Annotated in this window: 13 protein-coding genes; 7 read left to right on the top strand and 6 right to left on the bottom strand. The window is 62.7% G+C overall.

What is annotated here, in order from left to right; genetic code table 11:
• The first annotated feature begins 9 nt into the window (after positions 1–9).
• Both FJ977_RS18320 and FJ977_RS18315 read left to right on the top strand, forming a co-directional pair.
• Entirely contained in the window at positions 10–1,035 is a 1,026-nt protein-coding gene (locus tag FJ977_RS18320) for a LysR substrate-binding domain-containing protein (protein WP_246683148.1), read from the top strand.
• 204 nt (positions 1,036–1,239) lie between these two features.
• Positions 1,240–2,697, top strand: a complete 1,458-nt coding sequence (locus FJ977_RS18315; protein ID WP_140773614.1) for an NCS1 family nucleobase:cation symporter-1 — start codon at positions 1,240–1,242, stop codon at positions 2,695–2,697.
• Positions 2,698–2,732: 35 nt separating this feature from the next.
• Here FJ977_RS18315 and FJ977_RS18310 read toward each other — a convergent pair whose 3' ends face one another.
• The 5 genes from FJ977_RS18310 to tpiA form a co-directional block, all read right to left on the bottom strand.
• Positions 2,733–3,278, bottom strand: coding sequence for a DUF1697 domain-containing protein (locus FJ977_RS18310; RefSeq protein ID WP_140773948.1), 546 nt, complete (start codon positions 3,276–3,278; stop codon positions 2,733–2,735).
• A 114-nt stretch (positions 3,279–3,392) separates the two neighbouring features.
• A complete protein-coding gene (locus tag FJ977_RS18305) occupies positions 3,393–5,030 on the bottom strand; it encodes a CTP synthase (protein ID WP_140773612.1) in 1,638 nt (545 codons plus the stop codon).
• 218 nt (positions 5,031–5,248) lie between these two features.
• Positions 5,249–6,373, bottom strand: coding sequence for a L,D-transpeptidase (locus FJ977_RS18300; protein ID WP_140773610.1), 1,125 nt, complete (start codon positions 6,371–6,373; stop codon positions 5,249–5,251).
• A gap of 212 nt (positions 6,374–6,585) precedes the next feature.
• Entirely contained in the window at positions 6,586–7,062 is a 477-nt protein-coding gene (secG, locus tag FJ977_RS18295) for a preprotein translocase subunit SecG (protein ID WP_140773608.1), read from the bottom strand.
• A 167-nt stretch (positions 7,063–7,229) separates the two neighbouring features.
• A complete protein-coding gene (gene tpiA, locus FJ977_RS18290) occupies positions 7,230–8,000 on the bottom strand; it encodes a triose-phosphate isomerase (protein ID WP_140773606.1) in 771 nt (256 codons plus the stop codon).
• Between the two features lie 144 nt (positions 8,001–8,144).
• Here tpiA and FJ977_RS18285 point away from each other — a divergent pair, with 144 nt between their 5' ends.
• The 5 genes from FJ977_RS18285 to glp are packed head-to-tail and all read left to right on the top strand — an operon-like array spanning position 8,145 to position 13,550.
• On the top strand, positions 8,145–10,037 hold the full coding sequence (locus FJ977_RS18285) for a SurA N-terminal domain-containing protein (RefSeq protein WP_140773604.1): 1,893 nt from the start codon (positions 8,145–8,147) through the stop codon (positions 10,035–10,037).
• Positions 10,034–11,044, top strand: a complete 1,011-nt coding sequence (gene trpD / locus FJ977_RS18280) for an anthranilate phosphoribosyltransferase (RefSeq protein WP_140773602.1) — start codon at positions 10,034–10,036, stop codon at positions 11,042–11,044. The genes FJ977_RS18285 and trpD overlap by 4 nt, the downstream gene beginning before the upstream one ends.
• Before the next feature lie 3 nt (positions 11,045–11,047).
• A complete protein-coding gene (gene trpC, locus FJ977_RS18275; RefSeq protein WP_140773600.1) occupies positions 11,048–11,860 on the top strand; it encodes an indole-3-glycerol phosphate synthase TrpC in 813 nt (270 codons plus the stop codon).
• Between the two features lie 2 nt (positions 11,861–11,862).
• Positions 11,863–12,345: a cyclic pyranopterin monophosphate synthase MoaC gene (moaC, locus tag FJ977_RS18270; RefSeq protein WP_140773598.1), complete on the top strand. Its 483-nt coding sequence runs from the start codon at positions 11,863–11,865 to the stop codon at positions 12,343–12,345.
• Positions 12,345–13,550, top strand: coding sequence for a gephyrin-like molybdotransferase Glp (gene glp, locus FJ977_RS18265; protein WP_140773596.1), 1,206 nt, complete (start codon positions 12,345–12,347; stop codon positions 13,548–13,550). Before moaC ends, glp begins: the two co-directional genes overlap by 1 nt.
• Positions 13,551–13,595: 45 nt before the next feature.
• On the opposite strand, the gene FJ977_RS18260 is transcribed toward glp, so the two are convergent.
• Positions 13,596–14,426, bottom strand: coding sequence for an alpha/beta hydrolase (locus FJ977_RS18260; RefSeq protein WP_140773594.1), 831 nt, complete (start codon positions 14,424–14,426; stop codon positions 13,596–13,598).
• Positions 14,427–14,565: the final 139 nt, after the last annotated feature.

Below are 14,565 nucleotides of genomic sequence, written 5' to 3'. Positions count from 1 at the left end.
CCCAAATCATTGTTTTTGGACGGCGACTTAGTCGCTCTTGCCTTTGGGTATCCCCGAACAGGCCAGGCGATCAAACGCCAATTTTGCCCAAGTCGATTGACAAAAACTCAACTGACAATTCATGATTGGCTCATGGCCTTACCGTCACTCAATGGCATGCGCGCTTTCGAGGCCGCCGCACGTCTTGGCAGCATCAAGGATGCGGCCGAAGAACTGCACCTGACGCCCTCGGCCATAAGCCGCCACATCCGTGCGCTTGAAAGGAATCTCGGCCAGGATCTGTTCGAGCGCGGCTTTCGCCAGATAACGCCGACCATCAGGGGCTCTTACTATGCGCGCAGCCTTTCCGAGGCGTTCGAGGCCATCTGGCGCGCCACTGACGATGTCAGCCTCACCGATGGTCCGGGTCACGGCAGGACCCAACGTGTCCGGGTGTTGTGCGTGCCGGCCGTTCTAAACCTTTGGCTGGCGGACCGACTGCCGAATTTTCGCCGGTTGCATCCGGCGGTGGAACTGGAGATCTCAACGTCGGGCAAGCGCGCCAACTTCGATTTGGCCATTGTCGACGAGTTCGTCTACAAGGCCGGCCCGGCTCTGACGTTGCTCATCCCGCTGGTTCTGACGCCTGTCTGCGCGCCCTCACTGCTCGAAGGGCCCGTGCCGCTGCGATCGCCCGCCGATCTGGTCAATCACCACCTGATCCATGAATGCGAGACCATGAGATGGAAGCGGTGGCTTGAGCAGGAAGGTGTCTCGGATACGACGCCGAAATCCAGCACGACGCTGGATGATTGCACACTGATCATGCGCGAGGCGATCAATGGCGCCGGAATAGCGCTTGCCGACACGATGATGGCACAGGATTTTCTTGAGCAGGGCAAACTTGTCGCCCCGTTTCGTGCCCGCCACACCTACCCGGCCGGCATTTATCTGCACCAGCGACGCAGCATCGGCAACAAGCCAGGCACCGGCCTGTTTCAGGATTGGCTATTGTCCGAAGTCGAGGACCACAAGCGGGTAATGGCCATCACCTAGGCCGAGCCGTTGTTACCGAATCCGAATCACCGGACCGCCTTGTTCAACAACGGCCCACCAATGCGATCCGTCGATAATCGCGGTTCATATTGAATATCTTTAAGGCCAAAGCCGGCAAATGGGTTGCTTGTCGGTTCCCCAGCGTCAGGCGTAACCTCTTCGGCCAACGCGTGAGGGCGCGTGCTGCAAGAAGGGGATATTGCAATGACAATACAGGGCGCATCGCCTGGCCTATACAATGAGGACCTCGCTCCGGCCAAAGTTCGAAACTGGGGAGCGTTTTCGATCTTCAACGTCTGGACGTCGGACGTCCATAGTCTGTGGGGCTACTATCTCGCCGCCAGTCTGTTTCTGTTCTGCGGCGGCTTTGTCAATTTCATCATAGCCATCGGCATGGGGTCACTGATCATCTACGCGCTGATGAACATGGTCGGCTATGCCGGCGTGAAGACCGGCGTGCCCTACCCTGTGCTTGCTCGCGCCTCCTTCGGGGTCTGGGGAGCCAACATACCGGCGCTGGTGCGCGCCATAGTCGCCTGCTTCTGGTACGGCGCGCAAACGGCGGCCGCATCCGGCGCGATCGTGGCCTTGTTGACCCGTATCCAATGGTTCGACGAGTTCAACAAGACGTCGCATCTTCTCGGCCATTCCACACTGGAAGTGATCTGCTTCGTCATTATCTGGGCGCTGCAGCTGCTGATCATCCAGAGAGGCATGGAAACGGTACGCCGCTTCCAGGATTGGGCTGGGCCTGCGGTCTGGGTGATGATGCTGCTCCTGGCCATCTATCTCTGCGTCAAGTCAGGGACCTTCGCCTTCACCAGTGATATTCCAATGGATGTGCTGCGCGAAAAGACCGCCGATGCCGGCATTCCGGGCGATCCCGGATCGTGGACGGCACTCTTCGGGGTTGCCGCGATCTGGGTGACCTATTTCTCGGCGCTTTATCTCAATTTCTGCGACTTCGCCCGCTACGCGCCGGATAAGGCTGCGCTGCGCAAGGGCAATATCTGGGGCCTGCCGGTCAACCTGATCCTGTTCTCGCTGGTCGCTGGCGTCACCACCATTGCAGCCTACGACGTCTATCACGAAGTGCTGCTGCATCCCGACCAGATCTCGGCCAAGTTCGACAGCTGGTTCCTGGCGGCCCTTGCCGCGCTGACCTTCGCGGTGGCGACGCTCGGCATCAACGTCGTCGCCAACTTCGTCTCGCCGGCCTTCGACTTCTCCAACGTCTTCCCGCGCCAGATCGACTTCAAGAAGGGCGGCTACATCGCGGCGCTGATCGCGCTGGTGCTCTATCCCTTCGCCCCGTGGGAAGGCGGCGCGGCGCATTTTGTCGGCGTCATCGGTGCGACGATGGGACCGATCTTCGGCGTCATGATGGTCGACTACTATCTGATCCGCAAAGGTGAGGTCGACGTCGAGGCGCTTTATCGCGAGCATGGCGAGTTCCGTTTCCAGGGCGGCTGGCATGTCAATGCCTTCATCGCCGCCGGCATTGGTGCTGTCTTCTCGTCGATCCTGCCGAACTTCACCAACTGGCTGCCTGCCTGGTGGGGCGTCTACGGCTGGTTCTTCGGTGTCTCCATCGCCGGCGTCATCTACTACGTGCTGCGCACCGCCGCCGTGGGTGCGGGCGCCAGGACGGCGAAAGCCTGAAAATGAGGGAGTAGGCGGTAGGCGTCAGGGAATCCCTACTGCCTACTGCCCACCATCTCGGCCAGTTTGCGCACCGTGTTCCAGTTGCGCGATGTGCCTATGCCCATGCGCTTGTGATTGGCGGCCGCAAGCAACCGTGAGCTTGGTCTTTCCCGCGAGAACACGAGCCATATGTCGCCGCCGACCAAGAGCACCTTCTCGTCCTCGGCGGCATGGGCCTGAAGCCCTGGCAGGACATCTTCGGCCACGGCTTTGCGCATCACGCGCACCGCGACCTGATCGCCGGCGCCCGTCGATTCGCAGGGGAATGGATTGCGTGACGCGAGTTTCAGCCAATCTCCGGCGCCGCGGACGATGATGTCGACATGGCGGCCAAAGGCCGTTTCGAAAGCGGCCTCCAGCCGCCTTTCAAGGACGGGGATGGCAATCTTTTCACTCTCGAAGACAAGGTTGCCGGTCGCCACGAAAGTGCGAACATTGCTGAGGCCGAGGCTTTCCGCCATCGCCTTGAGGTCCGACATGACGACCCGCCGCCCCGCGCCAAGAATGATGCTGTAGAGGAGCGCCACATAGGTCTGCATCAAGTGGGCCTCGCCTGAGCAATTCCAGGAAGGTTTCCGACAGGAATTGCATCGAAACAAAGGGATAGAGCGATCCACCGTTTCCGTGAGACGGTGGATCGCTCTATCGGGTGCCTACACCAGTCGGCTCTGCTCGACCGCCGCCTCGATGAAGCTGGCGAACAGCGGATGCGGATCGAGCGGCCGGCTCTTCAACTCGGGATGGTACTGCACGCCGATGAACCAGGGATGGTCGGGATATTCGACCGTTTCCGGCAGCACGCCGTCCGGCGACATGCCGGCAAACACCAGGCCGCAATCCTCGAGCCGCTCCTTATAGTCAATATTGACCTCGTAGCGGTGGCGGTGGCGCTCGGAAATCTGCGTGTCGCCATAGATGTCGGCGATCTTCGACCCCTTGGCGAGCTCGGCCTGATAGGCGCCGAGCCGCATCGTGCCGCCGAGATCGCCGGTCTCGCGGCGTTTCTCCAGCATGTTGCCTTTCAGCCATTCGGTCATCAGGCCGACGACCGGCTCGTTGGTCGGGCCGAACTCGGTCGAAGACGCATGCTCGACGCCCGCCAGCGACCGCGCCGCCTCGATGCAAGCCATCTGCATCCCGAAGCAGATGCCGAAATACGGCACCTTGCGCTCGCGCGCGAACTTCGCCGCCAGGATCTTGCCTTCGGAGCCACGTTCGCCAAAGCCGCCGGGAACCAGGATGCCATGCACCTTTTCCAGCCACGGCGTCGGATCTTCCTTTTCGAAGATCTCCGATTCGATCCAGTCGAGCTTGACCTTGACGTGGTTGGCGAGCCCGCCATGCGACAGCGCCTCGATCAGCGATTTGTAGGCGTCCTTTAGGCCGGTATACTTGCCGACGATGGCAATGGTCACCTCGCCTTCCGGGCTGTGGATGCGATCGGAGACCTTCTGCCAGGGCTCCATGCGCGGCTTCGGCGCAGGATCGATGCCAAAGGCGGCCAGCACTTCCGAATCGAGCCCTTCCTTGTGGTAGGCCATCGGCACGTCGTAGATATGCGGCACGTCGAGCGCCTGGATGACGGCGCTTTCCCTGACATTGCAGAACAGCGACAGTTTTCTGCGCTCTTCCTTGGGAATGGCGCGATCGGCACGCACCAGCAGGATGTCCGGCGCGATACCGATGCCGCGCAATTCCTTGACCGAATGCTGGGTCGGCTTGGTTTTTAGCTCGCCCGCCGTCGGGATGTAGGGCATCAAGGTCAGATGCACATAGACGGCATTGTTGCGCGGCAGGTCGTTTCCGAGCTGTCGGATCGCCTCGAGGAACGGCATCGCCTCGATGTCGCCCACCGTGCCGCCGATCTCGCACAGCACGAAATCGTAGTCGTCATTGCCGTTGAGGACGAAATTCTTGATCTCGTCGGTGACGTGCGGGATGACCTGGACGGTGGCGCCGAGATAGTCGCCGCGCCGTTCGCGCTCGATGATGTTCTTGTAGATCCGGCCGGTGGTGATGTTGTCCTGCTGATTGGCCGAGCGGCCGGTGAAGCGCTCGTAATGGCCAAGATCGAGGTCGGTCTCCGCACCATCATCGGTGACGAATACCTCGCCATGCTGGTACGGCGACATCGTGCCGGGATCGACATTGAGGTAAGGGTCGAGTTTTTTGATGCGTGCGCGATAACCTCGCGCCTGCAGGAGAGCCCCTAGGGCCGCTGCGGCAATGCCTTTTCCAAGTGAGGAAACCACGCCGCCTGTGATGAATACATATCGCGCCATGGGAGTCATCGCTTAACGCGGCCGGATTGATTCCGCCAGAGAAAAAACCACCGCGAAGGCTTTTTCCCAAAAAGGCGCTTGGACCGTGATCCCGAAAAGTGGAATCCGGTTTTCTCGGGCAAACGGTTTCCGTTTGTCCAGGGATCACGACCGAACAGGCTTGATCGTGAACGAGGCAAAACAAAAGGGCCGGCTGGGCCGGCCCTTTCGGCATGATGGTGAAAACGTCAGATGATGACGACTTTGGTGCCGACCCTGACGCGGCTGTAGAGGTCCATGACGTGCTCGTTCATCATGCGGAAGCAGCCATTGGAGGCACTGGTTCCGATCGACTGCGGCGCGATGGTGCCGTGGATACGCAGATGCGTATCCTTCTTGCCGTCATAGAGATAGATGGCGCGCGCGCCGAGCGGGTTCTGGCCACCGCCGGGCATGCCGTCCTTGTACTGGGCGTAATGCTTCGGTTCGCGCTTCTGCATGTCGAGCGTCGGAATCCAGCGCGGCCATTCCTGCTTGTCGCCAACGGCAACCGTGCCTTTGAACTGCAGGCCTTCACGGCCGACCGCGATCGCGTAGCGACGCGCGGTGGTCGATGATTCGACGAGATAGAGGCGACGCGCGCTGGTGTCGATGACGATGGTGCCGGCATCGTAGCCGGTGAACTCCACGTCCTGCGGCACGAATTCCGGCTTCACCTTGAACGGCTTCTTGGCATCTTTCTTGGCAAGTGCGGAGTCGAGCGCGCGGGTCTCGGGCAGATAGCTGATCGACGAACCGGACGAGGTACCGCCGAACAGGCCGGCGAACAGGCCGCCGCTGCTCGGCCGCGTCTGGCCGACGACCTCGCTGCGCAGTTCGCCATTGTTGCCGGTCAAGGCGACGTTCATAGCCTCGGCCGGGAGCGGCTCGGCCGACTGGATTGGCGTAATTGGTTCAATCGGCTCGATCACCTTGGTGGTCTTCTTGGCAGGCTTGGCCTCGGCCACTTCGGTTGCCGGAGCAGTCTTGCCCTTCTGGGCCAGGAAGGCCTGCCGGTCCGCGTCGGCCCTGGCCTTGGCTGCTTCACGCATCGCCAGCTTCCTGGCTTCCAGCGCCTTGGCCTTGGCGTCTTCCTTGTCGGCAACGATCTTGGCCTCGATCTTCTTGATCTGGGCGAGATCGTCCGGTGTCGGGTTTTTCTTCTTCTTGAGAAGCTTCAGTTGCGCCGCATCGCTCTTGGCTGCGACGTTGATGGCGTCGGTTTTGTCGACCGACTGGTTGGCGGCCAAATTGGCCGGCACGCCGGCGAAAGCCGGGGAACTCAGGCCGAGTGCGGCGCAAAGTCCCAGGAAAATGAAGCTGCGAAGCTGCATGGCGAAGATCCGATCGTTCAATGCTTGTTGCCCACGGCGCCGCCCGGCGCCCCCCAAGGACACCGAAAATGCCGCCTGCAATCTATAGTCGAATAAGCGCGTATGCCTCAAGCGCGAGACCGCGCTGCCGCCCGTCGAATCTTCGTGATCGCGCAGCATTTGCCGCGACTGTGTTCAAACGATCACAGATCGCGGCCTGGACCAGGTGGAGCTTACTGGTTCGGGACTTGCGGTGTCGCCGGCGCGGTGTTGGTGGTGCCGTTGCTTGCCGGCGGCGTCGCGCCGGCAGCAGGCGCGGTCGCCGGGGCAGTTGCCGGAGGCGTCGCCGCGGCGTCATTGCCGGATGGCGGCGTCGGCGCGGTATTGCCGGCGGGCGCCGGGGTCGTCGTGCCGGGCAATTGGTTGAGCACGCCCTTGCCAGCACCGTCCGAAGTCGCGGGAACGCGGTCGAGAATGTCGATCGGCTTCTCGCCGTAGCGGGCAATGATCGACAACGTCAGCGACGTAACGAAGAAAGCCGCCGCCAGGATCGCCGTCGCCCGCGTCAACGCATTGGCGGCGCCGCGCGCCGTCATGAAGCCCGATCCGCCACCAATGCCAAGGCCGCCACCTTCAGAGCGTTGCAGCAGCACCACGCCGACCAGGGCGAGCACGACCATGAGATGGATGACGATCAGTACGGTTTGCATAGTTTATCCTGGCAAGGCCTTGCCCGGCCGCGGACACGACCGGTGAATTGGAGGCGGCTCAATACAATGCTTTCACGGCATTTCCAAGCCCGTGGCCGGAATATGGGAAGCAACGCGCCCTTTGCAACGAATTTGGACGGGATGAGCCCCGTCCAGCGTCATGGATCTCAGCCGGGAATGCTGCGATAGGCTTCAGCGATACCCAGGAAATCAGCCGCTTTCAGGCTGGCACCGCCGACCAGGGCGCCGTCGACATTCCTGACACCCAGCAGCTCCACCGCATTGGACGGCTTGACCGAGCCACCATAGAGGATGCGTATCCTGGCAGCGGCGGCGCCGAGTTTTTCCGACAGCTTTTCGCGGATATGCGCATGCGCTTCGGCCACATCGACCGCGGTCGGCGTCAGGCCGGTGCCGATCGCCCACACCGGCTCATAGGCAATGACGGTGTTGGATGACGTGGCACTCGGCGGCACCGAGCCGGCGACCTGGCGCGACAGCACATCGAGCGTGGCGCCCGCTTCGCGCTGTTGCTGCGTCTCGCCGATGCAAACGATGGCCACCAATCCGGCGCGCCATGCGGCGGTTGCCTTGGCCTGGACCGTCGCATCGTCCTCGCCGCGTTGTTCGCGGCATTCGGAATGGCCGACAATGACATGGCTCGCTCCCGCGTCCTTCAGCATCTCCGCCGAGATGCAGCCGGTGTAGGCGCCGCTTTCCTTGGCGTGGCAGTCTTCACCCCCGGCGTGGACGGGCGTGCGCGACAGAATCTCCGCGGCATGGGAAAGCAGTGTCGCGGGAACGCAGACCAGCGCCTCGGTCTCGGCGTCGAGCCCGCTCATGAACCCGTTGCCGATCATCCTGAGCTCGTTCAGCGAGGCGCTGGTGCCGTTCATTTTCCAGTTGCCGGCAACGAGCGGGCGAATTCCTGGCGTCATGGTCTGCTTCTCCGGGCGATATCAGGCTCTGGCCCTCACTACCAAAATCAGGCCACAAAGCAATCGACAGTGGACCGGAAGGGCGCTATTGCGCTTGTTTCAGACTCGGCGCCTGCGAAAAAGGCGCACAAATCGGAAGTAACGATGCTTGGTATATTGAGAAACGCGGCGGGTACCTGGGTCGCGAAAGGTCTACTGGTGTTGCTGGTGCTCAGCTTTTTGGTCTGGGGCATCTCCGGGCGGCTGATGGGCGGCTTTGCCGGCCACGATTCGGTGATAACGGCTGGTGGCACCAAGGTATCGATCAACGAATATCGCCTCGCCTATGACCGCCAGTTGGCCGTCATGTCGCAGCAATTCGGTCAGCGCCTCACCCATGAACAGGCAAAGGCGCTCGGCATCGACAACCAGGTGCTGGCGCAGCTCGTTTCCGGCGCCGTTCTCGATGAACAGGCACGCAAGCTGGGCCTCGGCCTGTCCAAGGACCGGCTGGCCGAGCTGACGCGCGAGGATCCGGCCTTCAAGGGGCCGAGCGGTGAGTTCGACCGGAGGACGTTCGAGTACCTGCTGCGCGAAGTCGGCATGCGGCCCGAGGATTATCTGAAGAACCGCGCCCAGGTGGCGGTGCGCCAGCAGATCGTCGAGGCGGTCTCGGACGGCCTCAAGGCGCCGGACGCCTTCTTCAAGGCGGTGGCGCTCTATCGCGGCGAGGACCGCACCGTCGACTATCTGACATTGCCGAAGGCCCTCGTCGAGCCGATCGAGGCACCGGGCGACAGCGTGCTTCAGGCCTATTTCGAAGCCAACAAGAAGACCTACGCCGCACCCGAGTACCGCAAATTCTCTTATGTCCGCCTGGAGCCCGCGGACATCATGGATACGACCGCGGTCACCGACCAACAAGTCAGCGACGATTACAACAAGAGCAAGGCGCGCTACACCACGCCCGAGATGCGCACCATCGAGCAGCTTGTGTTCAAGACACCGGATGCGGCCAAGGCCGCGCTAGATTCGCTAAAGGCCGGCGCCACTTTCGAAAAGCTGGTGACCGCCGAAGGCAAGACACCGGCAGACACCCTGCTTGGCACGCTCGCCAAGGACAAGATCGCCGACAAGGCGGTCGCCGATGCCGCGTTCACGCTCAATGCCAATGAAGTCAGCCAGGTCGTTCAGGGAGCCTTTGGTCCGGTGCTGCTGCGCGTCACCGAGATCAAGCCCGAGGTGGTGAAGCCGCTCACCGAAGTCTCCGACCAGATCCGCAAGGACCTGGCGCTGGGCGAGGCAAGCCGCATCCTGCTGGATGTCCACGACAATTACGAAGACACCCGCGCCTCCGGCAGTTCCTTGGCCGAAGCGGCCGCCAAGCTGAAGCTGAAGGACGTCACCATCGAAGCCATCGACCGCAACGGCCTCAGGCCGGACGGCTCGGTCGTCAAGGACCTGCCGGAATCGCCAGCGCTGATCAAGGCTGTCTTTGACGCTGAACCCAACACCGAAAACGAGGCGCTGACCACGGCCGACAATGGCTTCGTCTTCTATGAGGTCGGTTCGATCACGCCGGCACGCGACCGCACTCTCGATGAGGTCCGCCAGAAGGTCGTCGCGGACTGGACGGCGGCGGAGACGACCAAGCGGCTCGCCGCCAAGGCGGACGAACTCGAAAAGCGGCTCAAGGCTGGCGCCACGCTGGACGTCATCGCCAGCGAGCTCAAGCTGGAGAAGCAGACCAAGCGCGGCCTGAAGCGCGAAGCCGACGATGCCGATTTCGGCAAGGAGGGCGCCGCCGTGATGTTCGGCGTCGGCGAAGGCGGCACCGGGCTGATCCCCTCGCCCACCGGCGACGGACAGATCCTGTTCAAGGTCGCCGAAGTGTTCGAACCCGCCGGGGCCGATGCCAGCTCGGTGCCGGAGGACGCACAGAAATCCTTCACCTCCGGCATGTCGGACGATCTGCTCGACCAGTTGGTGGCGCAGTTGCAGACGCAGTATGACGTCCGCATCGACCAGGCCGCCGTTGCCCAAGCCTCGACAAGATGAGCGCGCTGAAAACCCATATCGCCAAGGTCGCGGGCGGCAGCGCGCTTTCCTTCGAGGAAGCGCGCGAGGCCTTCGACATCATCATGTCGGGCGACGCGACACCCGGGCAGATCGGCGGCTTCCTGATGGCGCTGCGCGTACGTGGTGAAACGGTGAGCGAGATTTCGGGCGCTGTCGCCACCATGCGGGCCAAGATGCTCCGCGTCGAAGCGCCCGCCGGTGCCATCGACATCGTCGGCACCGGCGGCGACAATTCCCACAGCGTCAACATTTCGACGGCATCGGCGTTCGTCATCGCCGGCAGCGGCGTTCCTGTCGCCAAGCACGGCAATCGCGGCCTGTCCTCGCTGACCGGCGCCGCGGACGTCCTGATCGCCCTTGGGCTCAAGATCGATATCTCACCGGAAACGATCGGTGGCTGCATCCGGGAGACTGGCCTCGGCTTCATGTTCGCGCCCGCGCACCATCCGGCGATGAAGCATGTCGGCCCGACCCGCGTCGAGCTCGGCACCCGCACCATCTTCAACCTGCTCGGGCCGCTCTCCAATCCGGCTGGCGTCGTCAGGCAGATGGTCGGGGTGTTCCTGCCGGAATGGATCCTGCCAATCGCTGAGACGTTGAAGGCGCTGGGCACCGAACATGCCTGGGTCGTTCACGGCGACGGCTATGACGAAATCACCACCACCGGCGAGACGCAGGTGGCGGAACTGATCGGTGGCGAGATCCGCAGTTTCACGCTGACCCCGGAAGAATTTGGGCTGAAGCGCCATACCAAGGACGAACTGCGCGGCGGCGACGCCGCCTACAATGCCAAGGCATTGCGCGACATGCTGGGCGGCGCTGCCGGCGCCTATCGCGACACCGTGCTGATGAATGCCGGCGCCGGACTGGTAATCGCGGACAAGGCAACGACGCTTGGCGACGGCATCGCGCTCGCCGCGCAAGCCATCGATAGCGGCCGGGCGCTGCAGGTCCTCGACCGATTGGTCGAAGTTTCGAACGGGTGAACCGTGTCTGACATTCTGCGCAAGATCGAAGCCTACAAACGCGAGGAGATCGCCGCCGCCAAGGCACGCGTGCCGCTGGCCGAGATCAAGGCGCGCGCAAAAGATGCAGACGCGCCGCGCGGCTTTCTCGCGGCCCTCGAGGCGAAGCGCGGATCAGACGGCTTCGCCCTGATCGCCGAAATCAAGAAGGCAAGCCCTTCCAAAGGGCTGATCCGGGCCGATTTCGATCCACCGGCTTTGGCTCGGGCCTACGAGAAAGGCGGCGCCGCCTGTCTTTCGGTCCTGACCGACGCACCGTCCTTCCAGGGGGCGCCGGAATTCCTCACCAAGGCACGGGCTGCCGTCGCCCTGCCCGCGCTGCGCAAGGATTTCCTGTTCGATCCCTATCAAGTGTACGAGGCCCGCGCCTGGGGCGCCGATGCCATCCTGATCATCATGGCCAGTGTCGACGATGCCTTGGCGAGCGAATTGGAAGCGACCGCATTCGAACTCGGCATGGATGCGCTGATCGAAGTGCATGACGAGGCCGAAACGCAACGCGCGGTAAAACTGTCGTCGCGGTTGATCGGCATAAACAACCGCAATCTGAGAACATTCGAAACCAGTCTTGAGACTTCCGAGCGGCTGGCGGCAATGGTGCCGGGCGACCGCCTGCTGGTCAGCGAGAGCGGGATCTTTACCCATGACGATTGTCTCAGGATGCAGAAGAGCGGCATCGGCACCTTCCTCGTCGGCGAGAGCCTGATGCGACAACAGGATGTCACAGCGGCGACGCACCTGCTTTTGACGGGCAAGGCGGCGGTAGAGGCCGCCTGATCATGACATCGGCACTCACCCATCTCGGCGCGCAGGGCGAGGCCAACATGGTCGATGTCGGCGACAAGGACGAGACGACGCGCACCGCGATCGCTGAAGGGTTCGTCTCGATGCAAGCCGAGACGCTGACAACCATCCTCGCCGGCAATGCCAGGAAAGGCGATGTGCTCGGCACCGCGCGCATCGCCGGCATCATGGCGGCGAAGAAGACGCATGAGTTGATCCCGCTCTGCCATCCGCTGCTCTTGACCAAGGTTTCCGTCGACATCGAGCCCGACCATGCGCTGCCCGGCCTGAAAGTCACTGCATTGGCGCGTGTCACCGGCAAGACGGGCGTCGAGATGGAAGCACTGACCGCTGCTTCCGTGGCCTGCCTGACCATTTACGACATGGCTAAGGCAGTGGACCGCGCCATGGTCATCTCCGGCATTCGGCTGGTCGAGAAGACCGGCGGCAAGTCCGGCGACTACAAGGCCGACGCCTGATGGCGCTGGTTCCGGTCGCGGAGGCGCTCGAACGCCTGCTTGATGGTGCCGCGCCGCTGGCCGGCGAAAGCGTTCCCCTCATCGAGGCGGTCGATCGCGTGCTGGCCGAACCGGTCGTGGCGCTTCGCACCCAGCCGCCCTTCAATGCCTCGGCCATGGATGGTTATGCCGCGCGCGCGGCCGACGTGGCGTCCGTGCCATCGAAACTCTCGGTGATCGGCATGGCGCCGGCCGGCCGTGGCTTTGACCGCACGGTCGGCGAACGCCAGGCGGTGCGCATTTTCACCGGCGCCCCGCTGCCTGACGGCGCCGACACCATCGTCATCCAGGAAAACGTCCGGGATCTTGGCGGCGGCAACATAGAAGTGATCGAGCCCACCGCCGAATGGCGCAACATCCGCCGCGTCGGGCTCGACTTTTCCCAAGGCGACGTCTTGCTGGAAAAAGGCCGGGTGCTGGATCCGGCGGCTCTTTCGCTGACGGCATCGGCCAATCATCCGCGGGTGAACGTGGTCAAACGGCCACTGGTCGCCATCATCGCCACCGGCGACGAGTTGTTGCCGCCCGGCAGCGAACTCGGGCCGGACCAGATCATCTCGTCCAACGCTTACGGTGTTGCTGCCGCCGCGCAATCGGTCGGCGCCCGAGCGCTCGACCTCGGCATTGCCGCTGACCGCCAGGAGGCCATTGCCGCGCTGGTCAGGAAAGCGGTCGCGGCCGGTGCGGATGTCATCGTCACGCTTGGCGGCGCGTCGGTCGGCGACCACGATTTGATCCATGACGTGCTGACCGGCGAAGGCATGACGCTCGGCTTCTGGAAGATCGCCATGCGCCCCGGCAAGCCGCTGATGTTCGGGCGCCTTGGCGATATCAGGTGCATCGGACTGCCCGGCAACCCAGTGGCAAGCCTGGTCTGCTCGCAATTGTTCCTGAAACCGCTTCTGGCAAGGCTCGGCGGCCGCAACTATCGCCAGGACATTCGTCAGGCACGGCTGGGCGTCGGGATGCCGGCCAATGACCTGCGCCAAGATTATGTGCGGGCGGTGGTCGAGGAGAACGATGGCGAACTGGTGGCGACACCGTTCGGCATCCAGGATTCCTCGATGCTGAGGATGCTCTCCGACGCCAACGGTTTGATCGTGCGGGCTCCTTTTGCTCCCGCATCCGCTGCCGGAGACTCCTGCAACGTGCTTATGTTACGCTGAAGAATCGTCCCATAGATCGCTGATAATATAGAAAAATGATCTCGGCTATTCCGAGATCAAGGTCTGTGTCAGCCCATACGCCGGATCGGCTAGGCCATCGAGGACATCGTAATGATGCCGGTCGGGCTCAACCACGGTGCTGGTGACGGCGCCAAGCCCGGTCCAGATGTTGGCCAGCAGCGCATTCTGGCGCAGGAACTCGGACCGTTCCCCGCCTCCGGCCCAGCAGGTGAGGCGAACGCCGTCCATGGGGCGCAGCAACGCTGGGCTTTCTGCCTGGGCTTCGGCTTCGTCGATTGCCAGGGCCTCGTTCATGCCGGTGCGCATGAGCGGGCGCAGGTCATGGAGGCCCGAAATCGAAACGACATGGCGTATACGCTTTGCCACATCCGCGGCCAGAGGCGTTGATATCGTCACCATGCGGCTGGCGAGATGTCCGCCGGCCGAATGCCCGGTTAGCATCAGCGGCCCGTCCACCATTGCCGCCGCCGTGCCGATCGCCACGCCGATTTCGCGCACGATGCCGGCTATGCGTACGTCCGGGCATTGCGTGTAGGACGGCATCGCCACCGCGAAACCGCTGCTGACCGAGCCTTTGGCCAGGTGCGACCAGGTGCTCTTGTCGGACTCCATCCAGTAACCGCCATGGATGAACACGACGAGGCCCTTGGGCGAAGCCTGTGGAAGAAAAAGATCGAACCGATTGCGTGGTCGCTCACCATAGGCGATGTCGATGCGTGCCCGGCCTTGCGCCGACATCGCGTCGCGAAAGGCTTGCGCAGGTTCCGTCCACGCGGCCGGCCAGCGGTCACTGCGGGCAATGTTCGCGCTGTTGGCGTAGGCATTGTCCCAATCCTCAATGCGATGTCCAAGCATCCGCACCCTCCCCCAAGCGCTTCGGTTTTCACGCTAGCAATGGCCACCACCATGCCATGCGTCAATGCTCCAGCGCAAAACATTTTAGGCTTGAAACAAATTTCGACTGGTGCGATCCTGCCCCACGAACAGCCGACAA

It is taken from the genome of Mesorhizobium sp. B2-1-3A (genome assembly GCF_006442655.1).
GTDB lineage: Bacteria > Pseudomonadota > Alphaproteobacteria > Rhizobiales > Rhizobiaceae > Mesorhizobium.
Note: the sequence above shows the minus strand (reverse complement) of the source record. Positions and strands in the feature narration are given on the sequence as shown.

Bases quoted from the DNA above. Each gene is read 5' to 3' on its own strand.
- trpD (WP_140773602.1), top strand. From the start codon at position 10,034: ATGAGCGCGCTGAAAACCCATATCGCCAAGGTCGCGGGCGGCAGCGCG.
- FJ977_RS18315 (WP_140773614.1), top strand. From the start codon at position 1,240: ATGACAATACAGGGCGCATCGCCTGGCCTATACAATGAGGACCTCGCT.
- FJ977_RS18310 (WP_140773948.1), bottom strand. From the start codon at position 3,278: ATGCAGACCTATGTGGCGCTCCTCTACAGCATCATTCTTGGCGCGGGG.
- glp (WP_140773596.1), top strand. From the start codon at position 12,345: ATGGCGCTGGTTCCGGTCGCGGAGGCGCTCGAACGCCTGCTTGATGGT.
- tpiA (WP_140773606.1), bottom strand. From the start codon at position 8,000: ATGACGCCAGGAATTCGCCCGCTCGTTGCCGGCAACTGGAAAATGAAC.
- FJ977_RS18285 (WP_140773604.1), top strand. From the start codon at position 8,145: ATGCTTGGTATATTGAGAAACGCGGCGGGTACCTGGGTCGCGAAAGGT.
- moaC (WP_140773598.1), top strand. From the start codon at position 11,863: ATGACATCGGCACTCACCCATCTCGGCGCGCAGGGCGAGGCCAACATG.
- FJ977_RS18300 (WP_140773610.1), bottom strand. From the start codon at position 6,373: ATGCAGCTTCGCAGCTTCATTTTCCTGGGACTTTGCGCCGCACTCGGC.
- FJ977_RS18260 (WP_140773594.1), bottom strand. From the start codon at position 14,426: ATGCTTGGACATCGCATTGAGGATTGGGACAATGCCTACGCCAACAGC.
- FJ977_RS18305 (WP_140773612.1), bottom strand. From the start codon at position 5,030: ATGACTCCCATGGCGCGATATGTATTCATCACAGGCGGCGTGGTTTCC.
- secG (WP_140773608.1), bottom strand. From the start codon at position 7,062: ATGCAAACCGTACTGATCGTCATCCATCTCATGGTCGTGCTCGCCCTG.